Below are 23,849 nucleotides of genomic sequence, written 5' to 3'. Positions count from 1 at the left end.
GTTTAGCGACGTTTCTACACTGACCTTCTGCGGGCGATATTTATTTAGAGAAAAACGATGGCGAGAATTATCTTAATAAAATTCTCAGTGTTTTTATAAAATTGTTAATTAATTATATATTAAATGTTATTGATGCCTGTTTGATGAAAATGAATGTATTCTCATTCGGCGGCTTAAAGCTATTTTTCTTTCATTTGAAGGTGGTTAATTCTTAGGTTTAATCCTTTTTTGGATGTAGATTCTGCTGTTGTTACTGGTCTTACCTTAAATACTCCTCATATTTTAACCGGTATCCCTGACGTTAATATTTCTCCGTGCACTTTATTTGACATAAGTTGCTATTTACCACCTCCTGGCAAATTCAACTTTTGAGAAAAAGTTCGGTAAAAATAGAAGGTTAGGATATGAATACGATATATCGGCTAGTCTGGAGCAACCGTCTGCAGGCAACGGTTGTTGCGCCGGAATTTGCCAAAGGCAAAGGTGGATTAGTCTCAAAGGTGGTTATAGTGGCGGGGGTTGCATTGCTCGCCAGCCAGAATGCGTTCGCTTTTACGCCCATTGGCACAGGGGCGACGACCGGCACTACCGGTAACCTGGTTATCGGTGATAATGCATCGGCGGCGAATAGCGCGCCTATTTGCGGAAATTCGACGGATCTTCTGGGAAATCCCTACTTAAATGGCGGCTGCGCAGACTCAACGGTCATTGGTAATAATGCGTCAAACAATGGTTATGCGGCATCGGTTGTTTTAGGCGAGAACTCCCGGGTGACGGGGACGGGCTCAACGGCGCTGGGCGCATTAAGCACCGCTGCGCAAAGTTCGCTTGCGGCGGGCTTTGGCGCCGAGGCGACAGGGAATCAGACGGTTGCGTTGGGCGTCGGGACAATGTCCACGGGGGATGGTGCTGTCGCAATTGGCTATAACGCCTTTGCCAGCGGCGGCCATAGTATTGCCCTGGGCTACAATGCCGGTATTGGGGAAGGGACGAACCCCATTCCGGGTTCCACATTTGGTAACCAGGGCAGTAATATTGCCGTCGGTGATAATGCCGGGAAATACGTCCTTGGCACAAAAAACCTGTCGTTTGGTAATTACAGCGGTGGAAATGTTTCGGGTAATGAAAACATTACCTTTGGGGCCAGTTCGGGGTCGAACGTCTATGGATTTGACAACGTTTCCATTGGTCCAAATTCGGGCAGTAATATTAATGGCGGGGTGAGCGGCGGCGTAACGCAAACCGGGAGTAATAATACGGCCATCGGTCCTCATGCCGGTAATAACATTACCGGCGGCGGAAATATCGCTATCGGTCAGGATGCCGGAAATGGCGTGAGCGCGAACCGGACAGTGAGCCTGGGCCAGGTGGCAAACGCCGGCGGCGATGATTCTATCGCCATTGGTAATAGCTCGACGGTCGGCGTTGGCGTGACGGGCGCAATTGCGCAAGGGGCCAACTCTTCTGTTACGGGAAATTTGAGCGTCGGTATTGGCCAAAAAGCAAACGTATCAGGCTCCCAGTCCGTCTCCGTTGGCTATAACGCAGTGGTTGCTGGTTCTAGTTCAGGAAACCTGGGGGCACTCAGCATTATCAATGGCAATAACAGCTATGGGGTTGGGAACAATAACAAGATTGATGCCAATAATGCGTCTGCGCTTGGCAACAATATCACCATTGCGGCGGGGTTAGATAACGCCGTGGCGCTTGGCAACGGCGCAAGTGTGGCTGCCGCAGTGGGAACATCTTCAACAACCCTGAACGGGAAAACGTACAGTTTTGCGGGCACCTCTCCCATTGCAACCGTGAGTATCGGCAAAGCGGGGTTTGAGCGAACCCTGACGAATTTAGCGGCCGGACGGATCGGCAGCTCGAGCACCGATGCGGTCAACGGCTCTCAGCTGTTCGCCACCAATTCGGCGCTAAGCGCGCTGGATTCCGGCGCCGTGAAATACGACCTCAACCCGGACGGCAGCGTCAACTACAGCAGCATCACGCTGGGCGGACCATCCTATGACAATACAACCCACACGGGCGGCACGAAGATAACCAACGTGGCGGACGGGACTGCGCCGAGCGATGCGGTGAATTTCTCCCAGCTGACGGCGACCAACAACCAGATAGCCAACATCTACAGTACCGGCACGAAGTACTTCCACGCCAACTCCACGGGGACGGATTCGTCGGCGCTGGGGCTGAATGCGGTGGCGATTGGCCTGAGTGCGGTGGCGAACAACGCCAATGACGTGGCTCTGGGGGCGAATTCGGTAACCGGCTCCACGACCGGGACTTCCGGCGTCACGCTGGCAGGGGCGAATTACCTTTTTGCCGGGGCCACGCCAACAAGCCAGCTGAGCGTCGGTTCGGCGGGCAGTGAGCGTCTGGTGACTAACGTGGCGGCAGGCCGCTTAAGCGCGACCAGCACCGATGCGGTCAACGGCAGCCAGCTTTTTGCCACCAATACCGCCCTCGATTCGCTGAATAACAACCTGAATTCGCTGGGAGCGGGTTCCGTACGGTATGACACCAATACGGATGGCAGCGTGAACTACAACAGCATCACGCTGGGGGGGAATACCTACGACAACAGCACCCACACGGGCGGCACAACAATCACCAACGTGGCGGATGGCGTCGCGCCGAGCGATGCGGTGAATTTCTCCCAGCTGACGGCGACCAACAACCAGATAGCCAATATCTACAGCACCGGGACAAAGTACTTCCACGCCAACTCCACGGGGACGGATTCGTCGGCGCTGGGGCTGGATGCGGTGGCGATTGGTCAAAATGCGGTGGCAAATAACGCCAACGACGTGGCGCTGGGGGCGAACTCGGTGACCGGAACCACAACCGGAACGGCAGGTACAACTCTGCTGGGGACAAACTACACCTTTGCCGGCGCCGCGCCAACAAGCCAGCTGAGCGTCGGTTCGGCGGGCAATGAGCGGCTGGTCACCAATGTGGCGGCGGGAAGCCTGAGCGGTAGCAGCACCGATGCGGTCAACGGTTCTCAGCTTTATGCCACCAATACTGCGCTCAATAGCATCAATACAACGGTCGGATCGTTGCAGCAGGATGCGCTGCTTTGGGATTCCGCGCTCGGCGCCTTTAGCGCAGGCCATGGCGGGATAACGGTGAATAAGATAACCAATGTGGCGCCAGGGACGCTCTCTTCCACCAGTACCGATGCGGTCAACGGTTCACAGCTGTATGACACAAACCAGAGAATCGACAACCTGGATACGCGCGTGACCAACGCCGAGAACGCCAATCGTTACGTCAAGGTTAACTCCACGGGACCGGCGGCGGATGCCCAGGGCGCTGATGCTGTTGCCGTCGGCCAGGGAACGAATGCATCGGGGGATAACTCGGTTGCGATAGGCAATGGCGCCGCCTCTACCGCGGATAATGCCGTCGCGCTGGGAGCCGGGTCCGTCGCGGATCGCGCCAATACCGTCTCCGTCGGCTCTCAGGGGAATGAGCGTCAGATTACTAACGTTGCGGCAGGAACCGAAGACACCGACGCCGTCAACCTGGCGCAGCTGCGTGCGGCAACAGGCGACATCTCGAACATTGAGAATACCGCTAAAAATATTTCAAACGGCAGAGACGGCATGTTCCAGGTGAATAACTCCAGCAACCTGTCCAAGCCGACGGTTACGGGCAACGACGCCGTGGCGGGGGGCGCGGGGGCTGAAGCGAGCGGCAACAACAGCACGGCGTTAGGGACGCGCGCAAAAGCGACCGCAAACAACAGCGTCGCTTTAGGCAGTGGCTCGGTAGCCGATCGCGCGAATACGGTTTCCGTCGGCTCCGCGGGTAATGAACGTCAGATTACCAATGTTGCCGCAGGCACCCAGGGAACGGATGCCGTCAACCTGAACCAGTTGAACAATGGGATTAGCAGCGCGAATCAGTATACCGACAAGCGCTTTAACGACCTGAAAAATAGGGTTGACGATAACAACGATAAGCTGAGCGCGGGCGTTGCGGGCGCGATGGCGATGGCGGCCTTACCGCAGCCATATTCCGCGGGGGGCAGCATGGTCGGGCTGGGGGGCGGAACCTATCAGGGACAATCGGCGGTTGCGTTAGGCGTATCCACCATTTCCGATAACGGTAAATGGGTCACGAAACTTTCAGGAACCACAAACAGTAAAGGGGATGTCGGCGCCGCCGTCGGCGTGGGTTATCAGTGGTAAATCATACCCGGGCAATCTGCCCGGGGTTCTGAAAGAGTGGAATGGATAAATAACGATGTTTAAACGCTATCAATGTATTTACGGTCTCTCGCTGATCGCCAGTTTTATGCTGCTGAGCGCCTGTACCCGTTCAGTCAGTGATGTCGATGCTCAGGGGAAAACGGCCCGTCCGGTGTTTCCGGATACGGCATCGGCCGTGCGCCCGGAAGGAAGTTTCGTCAACCTTGAGAATCTCCGGCAGGTGAAGGCGGGGATGAGCAAAGAGCAGCTGTATGAGCTTATCGGCGTGCCGCACTTCAGGGAGGGCATAGTGCGGGTGAAAGAGTGGGATTATATTTTCCACTTTACCCGGACAGACGAAACGGTGCTGACTTGTCAATATAAAGTTTTATTTGATGAAAATATGAAGGCGCAGAGTTTCTTTTACAGGCCGGAAGGATGTCTGAGCGCATTGACGGCGCCGAAGGTAAAAACGGCGCCTCACTCTATCGATAGCACGTTTGCCGCTGAAAGCCTTTTTGGTTTTGGCAGCGCCACGCTAAGTCGTACAGGGGAAACCGAACTTCGGCGCATGATTGCCCAAATACAAGAACAGCATATACCGGTTAAGCGGGTGCTTATTACCGGGCATGCTGACCGTATCGGTAATAGTGAAAAAAATAACGCGCTATCGCTGGCGCGGGCAGAGGCTGTGAAAACGCTACTGGTCGCGCAAGGGATCCCGGAAGCGCTCGTTGAAACCCGGGGCGTGGGCGCTTCGCAGCCCTTGGTCGTTTGTCCTGGAGAAACCACGCCAGCGGTTGTGGCGTGCCTGGAAAAAAATCGTCGGATCACAATCAATATTCTGGAGTAACAGTATTAATGATGTTCTTTAGTCGTTTTCAGGCCGCAACGGGCGGCCTGCTTTTTTTGATCTGCGGTCAGGCGATGTCGGCAACCAGTCATTTTCAGGTCACCACCGTTAGCATGCCTGCGTGGAATATTATCACCGACACGCTGATAAAAATGACGCCCTTAGTGAACGGCCAGCGTGATGATGGTGTTATGTCTTTGGTCTGCGATTTAGCGCGCGGGGATAAAACGCAGCAGGATATCGATGAGGCGCTGCTGAAGAAAAATGTGAATCTGCAGGCCCTGGCAAAGGATAACGGCACCTTGGGGCTGTTGGTCAACAGCGATCTTACCGCGCAGCAGACCGCCTGCTCGACATATCTGATCTCCGTATTATTTACGCCGGTGGATAACTCAGCCTATATGCAGGACGTGCCGCCAGCGGAAAAAGCGGATACGAAGAATACGGACGCGGCGGGTAAAGATGACAAGAAGACGAAAAGCGCGGCGGACGCCACGGGAAAAAGCGCGGTCGAGAAAGTGTTCAACCAGCCGCGTTTTGAGCAGGATGTCAGAACGCACATCGCTATCGCGCAGGCCACTGCCCAGCTCTATGCCCTCATGGCGGGGAACCTGGAAAGGATGAAGGGCGAGTCATGGGGAACCTATCAGATGCGCATTGAGCAGATGGTCAGAGAGTATTCGCCAAATTTTCTCAAGACGGTAAAAGTCTTTTATCAGGCGGAAAGTACCAAGCCGATCGTCACCCGCTCGTTAACTCAGTATGGGTATGATATTTCTGACGGCAGCTACCATCAGCTTATCCGGGATCAGCATGCCTTTTTGTTTCGCTCCAGAAGCGTGGACTGGTTAGGCAACGGCGTTATCATGGGTAAACGCTATTTTGTCGACCTTAATATTCTCGATACTTCGGCGAAAAAAGATACCGTTGTGCGTGGCGGCAAAAAGGGACACTAAGCGGATAACAATAAAAAGCGCCAGTGGACTGGCGCTTTTTATTTGGACAAGGGACGGTGTTAACTCTGATAGCTTATCAATAAGCCATATTTTACTTAAAAATGTCCACCCATGTCTTCAGGCGATGTAAGGCATTGCGATTCTTCAGCTCTAGTTTTTTGACGATAGCATTGCGATGGGCATAAATTGTTTTTTCATTTCGCTGTAGCTTTACCACCATTTGATCTATCGTTGCTCCTCTCATTAAACACTCCAGCACCTGCAGTTCACTTTGGCTTAGCGATAACCTGACTTTGTACGCGCCTTGCTTTTCATACAATAGCAGCGAGGTTAAAATTTCACTTAATCTACATTTTTTACTGATCAGCAGCAGATCGTAATCCTTCGTTAATATCTGTAGTGCATAGTAATCTAAATCATTATCAATAAATATAATGGGTTGCGCCGATGTCGCATGAAGAGAGTCTTTTGCCCCATATTCGAGTAAATAGTCGTTGTCGAAAAATGTGAAGGTCCCCTGAGCTAAGCCATTGGGTATCACTTCCGCCAGTCCGCTGGCAAAAAACTGATCTTTACAGTAAATGAACCTGTCTAATGAAATCATAATGTGAATATGGGTAATGGTTGATGGTTATTTATATATTCTTTATTTGTTTATTTGATACATAAAGGTTATTGAAGTTTTGCTCTAAAGAATAGCGTTGAGTGTTTAAATAAACTAAAACGATAATTGCTATTTATTCGGCGAGGGTTTTGTATTTATGTCTTTATAGAGCGGTGATTTTGCAAAAGGAACGGCGGGATTGACCTGTTATCCAGGGGATAACAGAAAGTTATGGGGTGGAAGCAATTAGTATTGCTTATGGGTTATAAATTTATTTTTAATGAAAGTGCCCTTTTTTTGATAATTCCAGGAATATTATTAGGAATTTTCTATGTGCTAAAATAAATAAGACGCATATTGTTCATTTGTCCTGGGAGTGATAGCGAATCGGCTCTTCAGATTTGCGCTTAAACTGCCCGGCATCAATTCCGTACTGCTTCATTTTACGCCACAGGGTCGTACGCCCAATGTTCAGCAGCTGCGACATCTCCTGTATCCGGCCAGCGGTTACGCGGGCGGCCTGAACAATCGCCTCTTTTTCTCTGGCGGCGATCGCCAGGCTGGCGGGGAGCGGGTCGGCTGCGGCCTCCGATCCGACGCGATCGGCGAACAGGTATTCCGGCAGGTGGCGCAAACGGATATGGCCGTTTTCGCTGCTGATGGCGAGGTTTTCCACGATGCTGTTGAGCTCAAAATCATTGCCAGGCCAGGAGTACGCGGTAAGCTGCGCCAGCGCATCGTCATCCAGCGACAGACGGGAGGAAAAGCGTTTCTCAAGACGTCTGAGCTTGTTATGCACCAGCGCGGGAATACTGTCGCGCCGCTCGCGCAGCGGTGGAATGACTATCTCAAACGAGTGCAGCGCGTAATAAAGCTGGCGGCTAAAGCGGTTCTGCTCCACCAGGTTCGCCAGGTCGACCGTCGTGGTGGCGATGACCTTGATATCGACCGGAATCAGCCGCCGCGCATCCAGCCGGGTCAGCGCGCCTTGTTTAATCACCTGCAGCAGCGCCGACTGCAGCTCCGGCGCCAGATATTCAATTTTTTCCAGAAACAGCGTGCCGCCGTGGGCGAGCTCCATACGGCTAAGCTGCCCTTTTTCATCGTCGGTCGGCGCGCTGCCCATAAAATCCGGTCCCAGCGCGCTGTCGGCGTACAGCTGACAGTTCACGGCGATATAGGGGCCGACGGCCCGCTCGCTTTCATTATGAATCGCCTGGCTGAGCAGCTCTTTGCCCACGCCTTCCTCGCCGCACAGCAGGACCGGAAAGCTGCCGCGCGCGGCCTGGCGGCCGAAGGCGATCAGCCGTCGGCTCTGCGGATCGTCCGCCGACATCTGCTCAAAGGTATGGCTGACTTTGCCCAACTGGCTGGTCATCAGCTGGCGCATCTGCTCTACCGGGTGCAGCAGCAGAATAAAGCTGTTGCCCTGCTCCTCGACGATCGGTTTCAGGGTGATCACTGAGTCAATAAACTGGTGCTGGCTTTCGAACGTGACCTCGACGTGCTTCAGCCCGCGCGCCTGCTTAATGGCCCGACGCAGGAGCGCCGGGAGGGTCACCAGCTCGTTGAGGTTTTTCCCGTGGCTCGCCTGCGGATCCAGATGCAGCAGCGTTGCCGCCTGGACGTTAACAAACTGCAAAATGCCCTGTTCGTTCCAGGTCATCACGCCGTCGTCCATGCTTTCCAGCAGGCCATACATCTGGTTGAGGTGGCGGTTCGACTCGACCAGCAGGGTGTCGGTGAGCAGGGCGTTGCTGACTTCGCGGGCGATAGCCAGCGTCAGCGAAAGGTCGGAGGGCGCCTGATGCTCGCACAGGCAGCACAGGGCGATGGAGCCGAACAGCCGCCCGTGGTTGTCAAACACCGGCGTGGAGCAAAACGACCACGGCGCGAGCGCCAGTTTAAAGTGCTGATCCCCCGCGGTTTTTACCGGCTGGCCGAGCAGGGCGGCAAGCGACAGCGCCGCGCTGCCGATAATGCTTTCCGCGCAGTAGCTTCCCGCCTTAAAGCCAAGGCTATCCAGCTGATTCAGCGTGAGGGGAGATCCTGAGCTGCTGAGAATACAGGCGGATTCATCGAGGATAAACAGCGCGCAGGGGCGCTCCTCCATATATTCCCAGGCATCCTCCAGCGCCGCCTGGCCGATGGTCAGCAGCGTGGTTTTACGGCGGCATATCGACTCATAGGTCAGCCCCTGGGCCTGGTGCGGCGCGCTCCAGGTTTCCCGCTGCATGAACTTCTCGCAGCGGTGCCATGACTGGGCGATAAACGCCGAGACTTCGTTATCAGCACCCTGTTTGTCGACCGCCATCACTTTCCCCTGTCAGGTCATTACGACCGCCCCACGCGGGTGGGGCGGAATCGGATGGCGAAACCGTCGACGCAGGTTAGCGCGCCAGCCAGCGTTGGCCCAGACGGTCCGCCGTCAGGACTGCGGCATACACGCTCTGCGCATTGACCGGGAACGGCATATTGTGAATGGTTTCCCCGTCTGCGCAGGTCGCTTCCGCCACCGCCTGAATTTTTGCTGCAATGTCTTCTGTAACCCCCATCTGCGCGAGCGTGACCGGCAGCCCGACGTTTTCGCAGAACGTCAGCACGGTTTCAATCTCTTCGAGCGGGCTGTTCTGCAGCACCAGCTGGGCCAGTGTGCCAAACGCCACTTTCTCACCGTGATACAGGTGGTGGCACTCTTCAAGGATCGTGAATCCGTTATGGATAGCATGCGCCGCCGCCAGCCCGCTGCTTTCAAAACCGATGCCGCTCAGGTAGGTATTGGCTTCAACGATCCGCTCCAGCGCATCGGTCACAACTCCGGCTTCCGCCGCCAGCCGCGCTTTTTCCCCTTCGGCCAGCAGCGTGTCGTAGCACAGGCGCGCCAGGCTCAGGGCCGCCGCCGTTGACTGGCCGCCCGCCATGCTGGTGGCGCGGGCGTCGTAGCAGGCCTTGGCTTCAAACCAGGTGGAGAGCGCATCGCCCATCCCGGCAACCAGCAGGCGCACCGGCGCTTTGGCGATGATCGCCGTGTCCATCACCACCATATCCGGGTTTTTCGGATAGATGAGGTACTCTTCAAACTCGCCGGCTTCGGTATAAATGACCGACAGCGCGCTGGTGGGCGCATCGGTAGAGGCAATCGTCGGCACCACGACCACCGGCAGCTTCTGGTAATAGCCGATGGCTTTGGCGGTATCCAGCGTTTTCCCGCCGCCGATGCCGATCACGCCGCGGCAGCCTTTTTGCTCAAGAATGGCCATCAGGCGCTTAATTTCCACATGGCTGCATTCGCCGTTAAAGCGTTCGGCATGGCTGGCGATGTTGTGCTCATGCAGGCCGTTCAGCACTTTTTCGCCCGCCAGCTTCATCACAAAGTCGTCGGCAATGACGAAAAAACTCTCCGCCAGATTTTTGGCATACTGGCCGAACAGCGCGGAGGCATCTGGCCCCTGAAGATACTTAGCCGGAGATTGAATTACTTTCAGCATTCTGGTCACCCCTTAATAGTTCATGGTTGCGTGAGACGCGTTGCCATTACTGTAGGGGGCGCTGCCGACAAAAAAACCGATATCGTTTTTGTTCTTAAATGGAACGCGGCAGAAAATAATATGTTCCATATTGGAACGCAAATCCACATAAAGAGTCAGGATTGCGATCCAGATCGGCCGCTTTTGTGGAAAACTCGACCCCGGGAAGCGGTTGCCGGCAGACCTGTTCCCGCACATGGCGTAAACGCGTGAAAAAAACGAAGCGTAAACGCTGGCGCAGGGCGGCGGAGGCAGCGCCAATAAAGCCGTCAGGGATCTCATTTTACCGTTTTTGTCGTAAAAAACGTTCCATTGTGGAACGTTTTTCGTTGCCGACGTTCCGTATTGGAACCTGTTTTCGTGACATTTTTTTTTGCGCCAACTCATTCAGAATCATTTCATCGGCGATGACCTTTTTCCGATAACCCTACAGGCCGCGGCAAACGCGTCGCGCCATCTCTCCTCCGACGGAGCATTAACAATGAAAAAACTGATCAACCGTGTGGATGATGTACTGAACGAACAACTGGCTGGCCTGGCGAAAGCCCACCCTTCGCTGACGCTGCATCAGGACCCGGTGTACGTCACTCGCGCCGATGCGCCGGTGGCGGGAAAAGTGGCGCTGCTGTCCGGCGGCGGCAGCGGCCATGAGCCAATGCACTGCGGGTTTATCGGTAAGGGGATGCTGTCAGGCGCCTGCCCGGGTGAGATTTTTACCTCTCCCACGCCGGATAAAATGTTTGAGTGCGCAATGCGCATTGACGGCGGCGAAGGCGTTCTGCTGATTATCAAAAACTACACCGGCGATATTCTTAACTTCGAAACCGCCACGGAGCTGCTGCACGAAAGCGGCGTGAAGGTGACGACCGTGGTCGTCGACGACGATGTGGCGGTAAAAGACAGCCTCTATACCGCAGGTCGCCGCGGCGTGGCCAATACGGTCCTGCTGGAGAAGCTGATCGGCGCCGCCGCTGAGCGGGGCGATTCGCTGGAAGCCTGCGCGGCGCTAGGCCGTAAGCTCAACAATCAGGGGCACTCCATCGGCATTGCGCTGCACGCCTGTACGGTCCCGGCCGCCGGTAAACCCTCCTTTGAGCTGAATGACAACGAGATGGAGTTCGGCGTTGGCATTCACGGCGAGCCGGGCATTGACCGCCGTAAGTTCAGCTCGCTGGATACCACCGTCGATGAGATGTTCGACACCCTGCTGGAGAACGGCGCCTATCACCGCACGCTGCGCCAGTGGGACCCGGCGCAGGGCGCGTGGCTGGACGTGGCGCAGTCAAAACAGCCGCTGCGGCAGGGCGATCGCGTCATCGCGCTGGTAAATAACCTCGGCGCGACGCCGCTGTCCGAACTCTACGGCGTCTATAACCAGCTGGAGCGCCGCTGCCAGCAGGCGGGGATCGTCATTGAACGTAATCTTATCGGCAGCTACTGCACGTCGCTGGATATGGCCGGGATCTCCATCACCCTGCTGAAGGTTGACGATGAAACGCTGGCGCTGTGGGATGCCCCGGTCGATACGCCAGCGCTGCGCTGGGGCCACTAATTTAAGGAGCTTAACGATGTCATTGAATCGAGAACAGGTCGTGGACTGGCTGTACCGCTGCGGCGAGGTATTTAATCAGCAGTGTGATTTTCTGACCGGGCTGGATAAAGAGATTGGCGATGCGGACCACGGCCTCAATATGCGCCGCGGCTTCAGCAAGGTGGTCGAAAAACTGCCGTCCATCGCGGACAAAGACATTGGCTTTATCCTGAAAAACACCGGCATGGTGCTGCTCTCCAACGTCGGCGGCGCCAGCGGACCGCTGTTCGGCACCTTTTTCATTCGCGCGGCGCAAAGCGCGCAGGCGCACCAGAGCCTGACGCTGGTGGAGCTGTACCAGATGATGCGCGAAGGGGCGGACGGCGTCATCAACCGCGGGAAAGCGGAGCCGGGCGACAAAACTATGTGCGACGTCTGGCTGCCGGTCGTGGAATCGCTGCGCCAGTCCAGCGAGCAGCAGCTGACGGTTGCGCAGGCGCTACAGACCGCCACCGACGTGGCGGAAGCGGCGGCGCATGCCACCATTCCGATGCAGGCGCGCAAGGGCCGGGCAAGCTATCTCGGCGAGCGCAGCATCGGCCATCAGGACCCGGGGGCAACGTCGGTGCTGTTTATGATGCAGATGCTGACCGCGGCGGCAAGAGAGTAAGGAAAACGCGATGGTAAACCTGGTAATTGTTTCTCATAGCGCCCAGCTGGGCCAGGGCGTCGGGGAACTGGCCCGGCAGATGTTGATGGACGATGGCTGCAAGATTGCCATCGCCGCAGGCATTGACGATCCGCAAAACCCGATCGGCACCGATCCCATCAAGGTCATGGAGGCCATCGAGTCGGTGGCGGACGCCGACCATGTGCTGGTGATGATGGATATCGGCAGCGCGCTGCTCAGCGCTGAAACGGCGCTCGATCTTCTCGATCCGGCCATCGCCGGCAAGGTGCGGCTGTGCGCCGCGCCGCTGGTGGAGGGCACGCTGGCGGCTACCGTCAGCGCCGCCTCCGGCGCCGGTATTGAGAAAGTGATCGACGACGCGATGAGCGCGCTGGAGGCAAAGCGCGTACAGCTGGGGTTACCATCGCTCTCGCCGGCACCGTCGTCAGCGGCGCTGCCGGTGCCGGATGGCGACGCGCAGTCGCTGAGCGTGGTGGTGAAAAACCCCAATGGCCTGCACGTGCGTCCGGCGTCAAAGCTGGTGGCGGCGCTGGCCGGTTTTGACGCCGACCTGGTGCTGGAAAAGGACGGGAAGTGCGTCAGGCCGGACAGCATCAACCAGATTGCGCTGCTACAGGTGCGCTGCAACGACACGCTGCGCCTGCTGGCGCGCGGCCCCGACGCCCACCGGGCGCTGGCGGCGTTTGACGCGCTGGCGGCCAGCCACTTTGGCGAGGAGATAGTCCCCGGCAACGATGCCCCGGCCGCGACGGCGCAGGTTGGTTCTGTCAGCGGCCAGGCGTGGACTCAGGTGCCGCATCTGACGGTGCCAGAGCGCCAGTCGTGCGCCGATCCTGCCCGGGAGCAGCAGCGTCTGCAGCAGGCCATCGCGCTGACGCTTGCGGATCTGAATGCGCTGACCGCGCTGGCGGAGACGAAATTTTCGGAGGATATTGCGGCGATTTTTTCCGGACACCACACGCTGCTGGACGACCCCGAACTCTGTGATGCCGCCTGTGAGGTTATCCGCGACCAGCAGTGCTGCGCGCCGTGGGCCTGGCACCAGGTGCTGAGCGCGTTGAGCCAGCAGTATCGCGAGCTCGACGATCCGTACCTGCAGGCGCGCTACATCGACATCGACGATATTCTGCATCGCTCGCTGTGCTATTTGCAGGGGACAACGCCGCCGTCGCTGGCCGATATCCCGCCGTCGGCGATTTTGCTGGCGGACGATATCTTTCCCTCAACGGTACTGCAGCTCGACGCCGGTCGGGTCAACGGTATCTGCCTGCGGGCAGGCAGCGCGTTGTCCCACGGCGCCATTCTGGCGCGCCAGTCTGAGATTGCCTGGCTGTGCGAGATGGGCGCTGCGGTAGACGGTATCCGCAGCGGCGAGCCGATAACGCTTGAGCTGGCGGCGCGGCGCATTTCGCGGCGCTAGCCGTCTGACAGCGCTCATTGATACGTCACCCTGCTCCGCAGGGTGATTTTTTTATTTCTGCATGCCCCCTGCACTACACTTCGAAGGGCGGATGACGTACGGACACCATCCGGCAAGAGCGTTTAAAAATAAACTGTTATGATAATAAGTTCTGCCCTTTTTGCCGCTATCGGCTCTGGACGTCATGAAAAAAATAAAAAAAACGGCAATATCCTCAAACGTGCTGCGTTCCCTGTGGAGCGTGGCGGCGCTCGTCCTCTTTTTAACCACCTTACTCTCCTGGTGGCTGCTCTCCGGCTCCTGGGCGACGTGGAAAAGCGCACGTAACAACGTCTCTCAGTTTGATGATTTTTATCACGTTCTGCAGGTGTCAAACGACCTGGCCGGCGAGCGCGCCTACGCCAATGAACTGGTGCTGAGTACCGTCCGCGAGAAAGAAAAGGCCTGGCAGTCGCTGGAGAAAAGCCGCCGGATAACCAACCGCGATATCAACAAAATACCGGCGGATTTACTGTCGCCTGCGCTGCTGAAAGCCACGCTTGACGAGCTCGGGCGCGCTCGTCAGCGGGTTGACGCGTTTCGTACCCATACCCTGACGGACCCCGTTGAGGCGCAGCAAACCATTAACGCTATGCTGGCGGCGACCGATTTTTACCATCAGGCGCTGTTTCGCCATACCTCGGCGTTTTTGCTGCTGGAGCCATCGGCGCTGGGACCCATTCTGCGATCTCAGGCGCTGGGCGAGCTGCGCGATGCCGCCGGGCGCCTCGGCTCGCAGCTTCTGGTGCCGCTGGCGACGCAAACGCCGCTGCCGCTGCAAAATATTGAGGCGATCAGCCGGGGGAAGGAGCGTATCAGCGTGCTATGGTGGCTGCTGCGCACCCAGGGCGATGAGACCAGCTACCTCCCTGGTTTTGCGCAACAGCTGGAAAGTACACGGCAAACGTTCGAAGAGCAGGGGATTACCCTTCTCGGGACGTTACAGGCGCAGAGCGTCAGCGGTGAGCATTACGCCGTCAATGCCGATAGTTTTGCGCTGCGCTTTCACGCCAGCCTCAATTCCTTTGATGAACTGCTCAATACCTACCTGACGGGCGTGAAAAAGCATTACGTTAGCGCCGAACGCGAGGCGCTGCTGCACCTGCTGATGGTGTCCGCCATCCTGCTGGTGCTGTATGCCCTGGTGACCGGCATGATTATGTATATCCGCGCCCGCGTGCTGCGGCCGATTTTGCGCCTCAACGATATTGCCGTTGCTATTCTGGCTGGCAAGCAGCTTGACGCCCCCATGGATGACAGAACCGCGGAAGAGGTGCAGGAGCTGTTCTCTTCGCTCGGGGCGCTGGGGGACAAACTGCAGGAGCAGACGCGCCTGAGCCGGACGCTGAAGCGCCAGTCGGAGGAGGACCCGCTCACGCATCTCTATAACCGCCGGGCGTTTGACGCGCGCGCGACCGCGCTGTTGCAGCAGGCCAGCCACCATTTTCCCGCCTGGCTTATCATGCTGGATGTCGATCGCTTTAAATCGATTAACGATACCTGGGGACACCCGACGGGCGATGAGGTGCTGGTTGGGCTGGCGACAACGCTGAAAACCTTTAGCCGACCGGGCGACGTTATTGGCCGCCTGGGCGGCGAAGAGTTCGCGGTGATGTTCCGCGCCCAGGGGCATGAGAGCGTGGCGGGCTACACGCAGCGAATTCAGGCTGAAATTCGCAAGCTGGCCTTTCAGGGGCCGAACGGCGAGCCGTTTCAGATAACCGCCAGCTTCGGCGTCTCGGTCGGCTGGCAGCGTCCGCTGTCCGAACTGATGAGCGAAGCGGACGCCGCGCTGTATGAGGCCAAAAATAGCGGGCGCGACCGCATCTGCGGTCTGCCCTGATTACGTCGGGCGCGGCTGGAAGCGCCGCGCCAGCAGGCTCAGGCTGCTGCACAGCAGGTAGTAGACGACGCCGGTGAAGATAAATATCGCCGCCGGGTAAATCTGCACCCGGCTGTTGACCTGACCCGCAACGGTGGTGAGCTCCGGCACGTTGACGATAAACGCCAGCGATGTATCTTTCAGCAGGCTGATGCCGATACCCACCAGCGACGGCAGCACGTTGCGCAGCGCCTGAGGCAGCAGCACCCGCCGCAGCGTTTGCCCGCCGCTGAACCCCTGCGCCAGCGCGGCTTCCCGCTGTCCGTCGTGCAGCGCCTGCACTCCGGCGTACACCGTATGCATCACGGCGGCGCTGGTAAACCACGCCAGCGCCAGCGTGACGGTGACCGCCCCGGGGAGATCGCTGCCGGTAAGCCAGGGCAGAAGATACCACAGCCAGAAGATAACGAAGATAAGCGGAATGCCGCGGATCACCTCCGCCCAGCCGTACAGCAGGCGGCGCACGAGCCCCGGAAAGCGCCAGGCGAGCCCCGCCAGCAGGATACCGCCCGGCAGCGCCAGCGCGGCCGCCCCGAGCGCCATCATCAGCGTCAGCGCCACCCCGCCGGGCTGACCGTCCGCCAGCCGTCCCCACAGCAGATAGTCGAGATTGTCGGTAATAATGCTGAAATTAGCGTTCATGCTGAATAGCGCCTCCTCCTGTCGCGTGGGTACCGGCGCGCCTCGGCGCGCGCGCACCTGGCGCAAAGCGCGTGAGCGTCAGCCCCATCAGGACGCCGGTCAGCAGGTAGAGCGCGGTGCCCAGCGCAAACGCCTCCAGCGCGTGGGCGTTATAGCTTTCAATCTGCCGCACCTGGCAGGTTAGCTCGGCAAAGCCGATGCCGCTGGCCAGCGAGGAGAGCTTCATCAGGTTGAGATACTGGCCGACCACGGGCTGCCAGGCGTTGGCTAACGCCTGCGGCAGCAGGATGTGGCGAAACAGCGCCGGGGCGGAGAACCCTTGCGCCTGCGCGGCCTCATATTGCCCCAGTGGAACGGCCCGCAGGCCTGCGGTGACCTCCTCCACCAGAAAGGCCGACGTGAAGGCTGCCAGCCCCCAGGCTGAGCAGAGAAACTCCGGCGTCAGCCACCAGACGTTGCCGGGAAGCACGGAGAAGCGATAAACCCCGTTGACGATATCGCGAAACCCCAGCGGCAGCAGGTTCCACGCGGCGAAGTACCAGAATAACAGCTGCACCAGCAGCGGCGTATTGCGAAAAATCGATACCCAGCAGGCCGTGAGCGCAGCGCCCGTCCGGCCGCCCGCCAGGCGCAGCAGCAGGAGCAGCGCCGCCAGCAGACTCGCCAGCGTTATCCCGGCGAGGGTGACCCACAGCGTGGTCAGCCAGCCGGAGAGCAGCCACTGCAGCGGCTGGCCGCTGAGCACCCCCGCCCAGTCAGGATGCGGCATCATGGCGTCGTCTCCTGGTGCAGCGGGTCGAGGAGGGTTTGCAAAAAACGCCTGGCGCGCGGATGCGCCGGGCGGGTGAAAAAGGTCTGCGGCGGCGCAATGTCGAGGATCTCGCCGCCGTCGATAAATACCACCCGGTCGGCGATGTCGCGCGCGAACTGCATCTCATGGGTCACCACCACCATGGTGATCCCGCTGTGCGCCAGCCCCTTCATGACCTGCAGCACCTCGCCGATCATTTCCGGATCCAGTGCGGAGGTCGGTTCGTCGAACAGCAGGATCTGCGGCGACGGCGCCAGCGCGCGGGCAATTGCCACGCGCTGCTGCTGTCCGCCGGAAAGCTGGGAAGGGTAGTGGTCTGTCTTGTCCGCCAGCCCGACCTGCGCCAGCAGGCTTTGCGCCCGCGACCGCGCGCGGTCGGCGTCCACGCCATACACCGAGGTCAGCGCCAGCGTAATGTTTTGCCCGGCCGTAAGGTGCGGGTACAGGTTGAACTGCTGGAAAACAAAACCGATCCGGCTGCGCAGCTGCCGCAGTTTACGGCCCTGAAGCGCGCGGGTGGGCTGGTTATCGATCAGTATTTCGCCGCCGCTCAGGGTTTCCAGCTGGTTGATCAGGCGGATAAGCGTCGATTTTCCCGAGCCGGACGGTCCGAGGATGGTGACCACCTCGCCGGGGGCGATAGTCAGATTGATGTTGTTCAGCACCCGGTGCGAACCCCAGGTTTTCACCACGTTACGAAATTCCACACTGGCGTTTTGCAGACGCGACGGCTCCGCGGCGTGGACCGCGGAGCGCCGGAATAATCGGCACCACATGCTAGTTTGCGGCGATGGTGAAGCTGCGAGGCTGCGGCGTCGGCGTGTGCGGGCCGAACCAGCGATCGTAGATTTTGGCCGCCTCGCCGGATTTCTCCAGCCTGCCTAGCTCCGCGTTCACCGCGTTCAGCAGCGCCGGTTCACCTTTCTTCACGCCGACGCCTATCTCCTCTTTACTGAGCAGGTCCGGCAGGATTTTGAAACTGGCCTTATCCGGCGCGCCCGCCAGCAGCCCGGCGAGGATGGTGCTGTCCTGGGTGATGGCCTGCACGTTGCCGTTACGCAGCGCGGTAAGCGCCAGCGGAATATCGTCGTAGGCCAGTACGCGGGACTGCGGGAAACGCTGGTGCAGCGCCTGCTCGCCGGTTGTCCCTTTTACCGCGCCGATACGCGCGTGCTGGTAATCCTCCAACTGGTCCCCGGCTTTTGCCGCAACCAGAAACTGCTGGCCGGTCACAAAGTAGGGCGTCGAGAAATCGATAACCTGCGCGCGCTCCGGCGTAATCGTGATGTCGGCGACAATCACATCGGCTTTACCGGACTGCAGCAGCGGAATGCGGTTGGCCGGGTTGGTGGCGACCAGCTCCAGCTTCACCCCAAGCGATTTCGCCAGCGCGTTGGCGAAATCGATGTCATAACCCACCAGTTCGTGCGTTTTGCCGTCCACCGAGCCAAACGGCGGATTGGCGTCGAAGGTGGCAACCTTGATCACCCCTGCGGCTTTGATGTTCGCCAGCTGGTCCGCCCGGGCGGTTTGCGCCGCCAGCCCGGCGGTTGCCAGGACGCTGAGCGCGACAGCGGTACGTTTGAGCGTGCGTAATGTCTGTGCCATGTTCTTTGATATCCCTGTTTTTTTTGGTGTGGTGTTACGCTCCCACACGGCAGGGGCAGAAGGCAAAGAACAAAAAATACGTCGCTTTTCTGAAATCGGTATGAGGCAAACCCCTCCTGGCGTGCAGGAGGGGGAGGGGATCAGTGATCGAGGAAAATATAGTTTTGCCAGCTCTTCATGCGGATGAGGATTTTACGAATCAGCGCCAGCTCTTTGAAATAGCCGGAGTAAACCGCCACTTCTACCTGCGTACCCTGCGGCAGATGGTAATCAGCCAGCCGCGGATCGGTCGCCTTCACCAGCGCCAGCACGCGCCCCTGGTTGCCGACGTCGGCGGTGGTCAGCAGGCGACCCTGCCCCTGAAACTGGCTTTCGCCAATCGCCGGAAGCACGTCGATTATCTCTGCGCTAAAGACCGTTCCGGGGACGGACGGAAACATCAGCTCGGCTTTGTAGCCCGGCTTCAGACGCTGGGTGGAGTTCTGGCGAAAGGCGGCCACGTAGGTGTGCTGCTCCTGGTCTTCCGGCACAAAGGTCATTACCGGCGCCAGTCCCAGCGCGGTGGACATGGTGCCAGGACGCAGGCCGACCATACTGACGTAGCCGTCAGATGGCGCGCGTACCGTCGTGCTTTCGAGCTTAAATTCCGCCCGGCGCAGCTGCGCCAGCAGCGAGGCCACTTTGGTGTTCTCGCCATCGACAACGGAATTCAGATTATTTTGCGCCTGCTTAACCTGAGCTTTTGCCGCCGCAACGGAGGCCTCAGCGGCTTTCCAGTTCTGATGGCGGGTATCGACGTCCTGATCGGAATAGGCGCCTTTCACATGACCCTGGGCAAAACGCGCATACTCACGCTGCGCCTGATCGCGGTCGGCAACGGCCTTCCCGAGATCGGCCTGGGCCTGGTTCAGCGCGGAGTCCAGAGACAGCGCATTCTGGCTGGCTTCTTTAACCTGCGCGCGCAGATCGTCAACCCGCGCCTGGAACGGCGTAGGATCGATGCGATAAAGCACATCGCCTTTGTGCAGCATCACGTTCGGTTTTACCGGCACATCGATGACGATACCGCGTACCTGAGAAACGATCGGCACGGTTCTGAAGGCCTGTTTCCCCGTTTCGCTAAACGGGTAGTTATAGTTCATCACCAGAATGATGAGGCTGATGAAAATAACGCCGCCGAGTACGGCCGTCGGTACGGTCCATTTATTCAGCGGAATGCGAAAAATCTTAAATATGGCGACGCAGAAGGCTGCATAGCTCAGAAGTAATAGCGTTTCCATTATTTTTCCTCTTCCACTGATGGATGGGAAGATGTCGTTCCAGGTTGGGCTTTCAGTTTTCTGATTTCATTTTTTAAATCGTCAACCTGCGCCAGAAGTGAGGTCATCTGGTGATGCATATCGTGCTGCTCCGCCGCCATTTGCTTCATGCCCCAGCCGCGGTCTTCACGCCACAAGGTGGCCCAGATCCACAGGAATGGCCAAAGCGCATGCAGCGTAAACAGGCTCACCCACCCGGCGTAATGAATGGCGTCCTGGTGAGGGTGGTTGCGCCGTTTGGCGATCTCATAGGGAATGTCATGAATAACAATAATGCTGTAGAAGAGAATGAGAAAAACTACAACCATAATTGCCAGAGCAATATAGTCCAGTGCCATAATAAAAACTCCAGGAATACTTCCAGAAAGTTAACAACGGTTGAAAAAAAGACAGCGTACAGGAAACCATAAAACAATGAGTGAGGCAAATATAGCAGCATTCAAAGATAAATTGCATTTCATTAGTGTGATGAGCTGTAAAATTTAAATTTGGATTTTGCTTTTAATTAAAATTTAAAATTAAATAAAAAATAAGTGGTAAATAATAATGCGGGCCAGAGTGAAAATACACGTGGCCCGCGCAAGGTTATTTAAAAGCGATATTTTACGCCAAGCATGGCGGACGCATCGCTGTAGCTATTATCGCCAATCTGTACGGCCGTACCGCCCCAGACGTTAAGGGATGGGGTGAGCTGTCCCTGAACCCCCAGCTTGAGCTGCGCAATATTACGCGCGCCGTCGACGGAGACGGTTTCGCCATCCATACGAACGCCGTAGCGCTCGGTATTATGCAGCCAGTTGGCCTCCACGTAGGGTTTGAACTCACGGGATTTCCCGTCGTCCAGCGCGGAGTGGCCTTTCAGGTACAGACGCACGCCGAGGCGGGTCTGGATATTGCCGTTATTGACGTCCTGCACCTTTGTACCGTTTGCTTCCGTCAGGTCATGCGCATTTTTGACGCCCATCCAGATGGCCTGCGCCTGCGGCTGCACGTACAGCGCGGTACGCGAATAGCGCGCCAGCTGCGAAATGTGGCCGGTCTCCAGCGACGCGGTCACCCCGCGGCTCTTCCAGCGCTCTCCCGGCTGATTCGGGCTGCTGAGGGTGTTATCGAACCAGTTATACAGCGCCCAGCTGTCCACGTACCAGCCCGTTTTCGCCTGCGCCTGCTCAAACCAGGTCGCATAGGCGCCCGCGCTGTAGCCGTCGGTCTTCGCGCGCGCCCGGTAGCCGGTGAGGGAGGCGCGACTGTTGGACTGCTGGTTGGCATAGCCCGCCATCACACCGACGTCCCAGCGGTCGGCCCCGCTAAAGCTGCCGTTGGCTATCTCTCCCCCGAGCTGCGCGACGTAGCGGTTGGCCTGGGTTTTCACCTGACCTTCGGCGGCGGCGAAGCGGTTATGTCCCCCTTCCTGGCGTAGCCACATCGACGTCTTTTTCATTTCGCCGCTGATGGGATCCAGATACTCGGTACCGCCTTCGCGATCGTCAAGGGTCAGGGTGAATAGCGTATTGGCCGCCTGCAGGCTGGCCAGATAGCCGCCGATTTCCGGGCGGTAGGCTTTCTTGCCGGTGAACTCCGGCGTGACGTCAGGATCGGGTAACGATTCAGGGGTATCGGCGTCATCCGTGTCTCCCCCCTCAACGTGGTTCGTCAGGTACCAGTTTTTGCCTTTCTGCGTCAGGAAGTAATCGTACGCCCCGGCGGTAATACGGCCCTGCTGGAAAAACGCCTGGCTGCTGGAGTGTCCCTGGACGTCAATCACCTTAATACCGTTCAGCGCCTGTTCGCCGTGCCCGCCGACGTTGCTGATAGCCACGCCGGTTGTACCGCTGGTGCTGCCGGTAATCGCCAGCAGGTCGGAAGGGGCGTTGTCCCCGGCAAGCAGGCTGTTCATTTTCAGCAGGCTTCCATCGCCGCCGTGATAGTTGCCGTTAATTTGCAGCCTGTTAGTGAGCGTGCTGTCATTCTCACGGTACAGCTGCAGGGTGCCATTATTTTGCAGGGCGCCATTGACCGTGAACTGATGCGGCCCGGCGGCGGATGGCGCGGCGGCACTACCAACAATCAGGGTTGAGCCCGTGTTAAGCGTTGTGTTACCGACGCTGCCGCTCCCCGTCAGCAGAGCGCCGCTCTGCACGGCGACGTTGCCCGCCATGGCGCCATCGACGTTGAGGATGCCCTGCTCGACGTCAGCGCTCCAGCGATCCGGGTTTTGGCCGGTGATATTCAGCATGCCGCTGCCGCGCTTGCTCAGCGTCCCGGTTCCGTTAATCGCCTGGGCGATGCGGGTGCTGTTGGCCTGGGTATCGATAAAGCCGTTGTTGCCGGTCACCGTGAGGTTACGGCCCGCGGCAAGGTCGACCGGGCTATTGAAAATAAGGCCGCCGCCGTCCAGGGTCAGCGCGCTGTTGACCGCGCCGAGCTGGTTATCCTGGCTTACGGCGATGGCGCCTTGCTGAATGGTGGTGCCGCCTTGCCACAGGTTGCCGTCCGGCGCCTGCGGATTAAGCGTCAGCGTGCCCTGGCCGGTTTTAATCAGCTGGCCGCTGCCGGTGATTTGCCCGACGTAGGTCTCATTTTTATCCTGGGTCAGGCGCAGGATGCCGTTGTTGATGACGTTGTTGGTATTATTACCTGGGCGTACCGGCAGGCTGCGCGCCGGCGCCTCAACGGTGGCGGTCGGGTCATTATTGCCCGACGGGTTGATAACCAGCTGTCCGGTATAGCTGGTGTTATCGCCCGACAGTCCCAGGGTGCCCTGGTTAACGCTGACCACGGTAAAGCCGTTCAGCGCGCCGGTGACGTCCCAGCGTCCCTCGCCGTTTTTATCCAGAGTGGTGAAGTTGGAGATATCGCCGCGCAGCGTATCGCGGGAATTGGTCGAGCCGTTAAGCGTCAGACGGTTAACGCCGCCGCCGCCGTCAATGTTGCCGGTCACCAGCGAGTTGCTGTAGAACTCAAGATCGTCATCCCCGCGGCCAAAGGCCAGACTGCCGATGACTTTGCTGTTGCTGTGGTTGACGAAGACGATACCGGCCCCGCCGGAGCGGGAGCTGGTGCCGAAGACCGGCGCGGTGCTGGTCTGTTCGGTTCCGCGGGCGATGACGCCATAGTTTTCCACGCGGTTTCTGACCGTGGGCGGACCGTACTGCCCTTCATCATCCTCAAACCACAGCGCGGCCGAGCTGCCGCTGCTCTGAATGACGCCGCGGTTGGTAATGGTGTTGCCAAATCCCATCACGTTGATCGCCTCTGCGTTGCCGGAGGTGCCGTTCGCCAGCACTTTGCCGCCTTGCTCAATGGTAATGGTGCTGTTGGAGATCACTTCGATGGTATTGGCCCCCGCGTTGAGCAGGCCCCAGGAGCTCGGGTTGGCGCTGTTTTGCACCGTGCCGTTAACGGTGATGGTATTGCTGTCGTTCAGGCTGATGGCGGGCGCGTTGCCGCCATCCAGCACCACGCCGGAATCGACGGTAATGGTGGTGCTGCTGGTGCTACGCCCGCTGCCGATATTGTCAGCGACAGTGCCCGCGCCGGTACACGCCACGCGGCTGCTGGCGGTGGTGCACTGTGCTGCATAAGCGGAAACGGCGGGTAGCCCGGAAAGTAATGCTGTCTGGATCAGCATGACGAGGTATTTCTTTTGCATGAATGCGTTCCTTGCAGCAAAGTGCAGTGCTTTGCCGTTATTTGGTGGTGTTTTATCTTGTTTATTTCCCTTTGGGGTGGTGGATTATGTGCGTTGATGGCGAGATAACCAA

General features: G+C 58.1%; 18 protein-coding genes. 7 read left to right on the top strand and 11 right to left on the bottom strand.

Translation table 11 applies throughout. The annotated features are described in order from the left end of the window. Nucleotides 1–404: 404 nt before the first annotated feature. The 3 genes from ENTCL_RS22445 to ENTCL_RS17260 are packed head-to-tail and all read left to right on the top strand — an operon-like array spanning nt 405 to nt 6,011. Entirely contained in the window at nt 405–4,202 is a 3,798-nt protein-coding gene (locus ENTCL_RS22445) for a YadA-like family protein (RefSeq protein WP_013367434.1), read from the top strand. A gap of 55 nt (nt 4,203–4,257) precedes the next feature. After that, complete coding sequence (locus ENTCL_RS17265; protein ID WP_013367433.1) at nt 4,258–5,055, top strand: OmpA family protein; 798 nt, start codon at nt 4,258–4,260, stop codon at nt 5,053–5,055. A gap of 8 nt (nt 5,056–5,063) precedes the next feature. Further along, nucleotides 5,064–6,011, top strand: a complete 948-nt coding sequence (locus ENTCL_RS17260; RefSeq protein ID WP_013367432.1) for a hypothetical protein — start codon at nt 5,064–5,066, stop codon at nt 6,009–6,011. Between the two features lie 91 nt (nt 6,012–6,102). Here the strand turns inward: ENTCL_RS17260 and ENTCL_RS17255 are convergent, their stop codons facing one another. The 4 genes from ENTCL_RS17255 to ENTCL_RS23780 form a co-directional block, all read right to left on the bottom strand. Beyond that, on the bottom strand, nt 6,103–6,615 hold the full coding sequence (locus tag ENTCL_RS17255) for a helix-turn-helix domain-containing protein (protein WP_013367431.1): 513 nt from the start codon (nt 6,613–6,615) through the stop codon (nt 6,103–6,105). A 361-nt stretch (nt 6,616–6,976) separates the two neighbouring features. Continuing rightward, entirely contained in the window at nt 6,977–8,929 is a 1,953-nt protein-coding gene (dhaR, locus tag ENTCL_RS17250) for a dihydroxyacetone kinase operon transcriptional regulator DhaR (RefSeq protein ID WP_013367430.1), read from the bottom strand. Nucleotides 8,930–9,005: 76 nt separating this feature from the next. Continuing rightward, a complete protein-coding gene (locus tag ENTCL_RS17245) occupies nt 9,006–10,103 on the bottom strand; it encodes a glycerol dehydrogenase (RefSeq protein ID WP_013367429.1) in 1,098 nt (365 codons plus the stop codon). Between the two features lie 12 nt (nt 10,104–10,115). Then, nucleotides 10,116–10,529, bottom strand: a complete 414-nt coding sequence (locus ENTCL_RS23780; RefSeq protein WP_157865558.1) for a hypothetical protein — start codon at nt 10,527–10,529, stop codon at nt 10,116–10,118. 94 nt (nt 10,530–10,623) lie between these two features. Here ENTCL_RS23780 and dhaK point away from each other — a divergent pair, with 94 nt between their 5' ends. From dhaK to ENTCL_RS17225, 4 genes are all read left to right on the top strand, one after another. After that, nucleotides 10,624–11,694, top strand: coding sequence for a dihydroxyacetone kinase subunit DhaK (gene dhaK / locus ENTCL_RS17240; protein ID WP_013367428.1), 1,071 nt, complete (start codon nt 10,624–10,626; stop codon nt 11,692–11,694). A gap of 16 nt (nt 11,695–11,710) precedes the next feature. Continuing rightward, on the top strand, nt 11,711–12,343 hold the full coding sequence (gene dhaL, locus ENTCL_RS17235) for a dihydroxyacetone kinase subunit DhaL (RefSeq protein ID WP_013367427.1): 633 nt from the start codon (nt 11,711–11,713) through the stop codon (nt 12,341–12,343). A gap of 10 nt (nt 12,344–12,353) precedes the next feature. Next, a complete protein-coding gene (gene dhaM, locus ENTCL_RS17230; protein ID WP_013367426.1) occupies nt 12,354–13,784 on the top strand; it encodes a dihydroxyacetone kinase phosphoryl donor subunit DhaM in 1,431 nt (476 codons plus the stop codon). A 184-nt stretch (nt 13,785–13,968) separates the two neighbouring features. Then, nucleotides 13,969–15,666, top strand: coding sequence for a GGDEF domain-containing protein (locus ENTCL_RS17225; protein ID WP_013367425.1), 1,698 nt, complete (start codon nt 13,969–13,971; stop codon nt 15,664–15,666). Here the strand turns inward: ENTCL_RS17225 and ENTCL_RS17220 are convergent, their stop codons facing one another. From ENTCL_RS17220 to ENTCL_RS22440, 7 genes are all read right to left on the bottom strand, one after another. Beyond that, nucleotides 15,667–16,347: an amino acid ABC transporter permease gene (locus ENTCL_RS17220; RefSeq protein WP_013367424.1), complete on the bottom strand. Its 681-nt coding sequence runs from the start codon at nt 16,345–16,347 to the stop codon at nt 15,667–15,669. Then, nucleotides 16,337–17,119, bottom strand: a complete 783-nt coding sequence (locus ENTCL_RS17215) for an amino acid ABC transporter permease (RefSeq protein ID WP_013367423.1) — start codon at nt 17,117–17,119, stop codon at nt 16,337–16,339. Before ENTCL_RS17215 ends, ENTCL_RS17220 begins: the two co-directional genes overlap by 11 nt. Then, entirely contained in the window at nt 17,116–17,934 is an 819-nt protein-coding gene (locus tag ENTCL_RS17210) for an amino acid ABC transporter ATP-binding protein (protein WP_013367422.1), read from the bottom strand. The genes ENTCL_RS17215 and ENTCL_RS17210 overlap by 4 nt, the downstream gene beginning before the upstream one ends. Nucleotide 17,935: 1 nt before the next feature. Beyond that, a complete protein-coding gene (locus tag ENTCL_RS17205; RefSeq protein WP_013367421.1) occupies nt 17,936–18,766 on the bottom strand; it encodes an ABC transporter substrate-binding protein in 831 nt (276 codons plus the stop codon). 140 nt (nt 18,767–18,906) lie between these two features. Continuing rightward, complete coding sequence (locus ENTCL_RS17200) at nt 18,907–20,046, bottom strand: HlyD family secretion protein (RefSeq protein ID WP_013367420.1); 1,140 nt, start codon at nt 20,044–20,046, stop codon at nt 18,907–18,909. Continuing rightward, on the bottom strand, nt 20,046–20,423 hold the full coding sequence (locus ENTCL_RS17195) for a DUF3302 domain-containing protein (protein WP_013367419.1): 378 nt from the start codon (nt 20,421–20,423) through the stop codon (nt 20,046–20,048). The genes ENTCL_RS17200 and ENTCL_RS17195 overlap by 1 nt, the downstream gene beginning before the upstream one ends. 251 nt (nt 20,424–20,674) lie before the next feature. Then, entirely contained in the window at nt 20,675–23,737 is a 3,063-nt protein-coding gene (locus tag ENTCL_RS22440) for an autotransporter outer membrane beta-barrel domain-containing protein (protein ID WP_013367418.1), read from the bottom strand. Nucleotides 23,738–23,849 lie beyond the last annotated feature (112 nt).

It is taken from the genome of [Enterobacter] lignolyticus SCF1 (genome assembly GCF_000164865.1).
GTDB lineage: Bacteria > Pseudomonadota > Gammaproteobacteria > Enterobacterales > Enterobacteriaceae > Enterobacter_B > Enterobacter_B lignolyticus.
Note: the sequence above shows the minus strand (reverse complement) of the source record. Positions and strands in the feature narration are given on the sequence as shown.

Bases quoted from the DNA above. Each gene is read 5' to 3' on its own strand.
- ENTCL_RS22445 (WP_013367434.1), top strand. From the start codon at position 405: ATGAATACGATATATCGGCTAGTCTGGAGCAACCGTCTGCAGGCAACG.
- ENTCL_RS17265 (WP_013367433.1), top strand. From the start codon at position 4,258: ATGTTTAAACGCTATCAATGTATTTACGGTCTCTCGCTGATCGCCAGT.
- ENTCL_RS17260 (WP_013367432.1), top strand. From the start codon at position 5,064: ATGATGTTCTTTAGTCGTTTTCAGGCCGCAACGGGCGGCCTGCTTTTT.
- ENTCL_RS17255 (WP_013367431.1), bottom strand. From the start codon at position 6,615: ATGATTTCATTAGACAGGTTCATTTACTGTAAAGATCAGTTTTTTGCC.
- dhaR (WP_013367430.1), bottom strand. From the start codon at position 8,929: ATGGCGGTCGACAAACAGGGTGCTGATAACGAAGTCTCGGCGTTTATC.
- ENTCL_RS17245 (WP_013367429.1), bottom strand. From the start codon at position 10,103: ATGCTGAAAGTAATTCAATCTCCGGCTAAGTATCTTCAGGGGCCAGAT.
- ENTCL_RS23780 (WP_157865558.1), bottom strand. From the start codon at position 10,529: ATGAGTTGGCGCAAAAAAAAATGTCACGAAAACAGGTTCCAATACGGA.
- dhaK (WP_013367428.1), top strand. From the start codon at position 10,624: ATGAAAAAACTGATCAACCGTGTGGATGATGTACTGAACGAACAACTG.
- dhaL (WP_013367427.1), top strand. From the start codon at position 11,711: ATGTCATTGAATCGAGAACAGGTCGTGGACTGGCTGTACCGCTGCGGC.
- dhaM (WP_013367426.1), top strand. From the start codon at position 12,354: ATGGTAAACCTGGTAATTGTTTCTCATAGCGCCCAGCTGGGCCAGGGC.
- ENTCL_RS17225 (WP_013367425.1), top strand. From the start codon at position 13,969: ATGAAAAAAATAAAAAAAACGGCAATATCCTCAAACGTGCTGCGTTCC.
- ENTCL_RS17220 (WP_013367424.1), bottom strand. From the start codon at position 16,347: ATGAACGCTAATTTCAGCATTATTACCGACAATCTCGACTATCTGCTG.
- ENTCL_RS17215 (WP_013367423.1), bottom strand. From the start codon at position 17,119: ATGATGCCGCATCCTGACTGGGCGGGGGTGCTCAGCGGCCAGCCGCTG.
- ENTCL_RS17210 (WP_013367422.1), bottom strand. From the start codon at position 17,934: ATGTGGTGCCGATTATTCCGGCGCTCCGCGGTCCACGCCGCGGAGCCG.
- ENTCL_RS17205 (WP_013367421.1), bottom strand. From the start codon at position 18,766: ATGGCACAGACATTACGCACGCTCAAACGTACCGCTGTCGCGCTCAGC.
- ENTCL_RS17200 (WP_013367420.1), bottom strand. From the start codon at position 20,046: ATGGAAACGCTATTACTTCTGAGCTATGCAGCCTTCTGCGTCGCCATA.
- ENTCL_RS17195 (WP_013367419.1), bottom strand. From the start codon at position 20,423: ATGGCACTGGACTATATTGCTCTGGCAATTATGGTTGTAGTTTTTCTC.
- ENTCL_RS22440 (WP_013367418.1), bottom strand. From the start codon at position 23,737: ATGCAAAAGAAATACCTCGTCATGCTGATCCAGACAGCATTACTTTCC.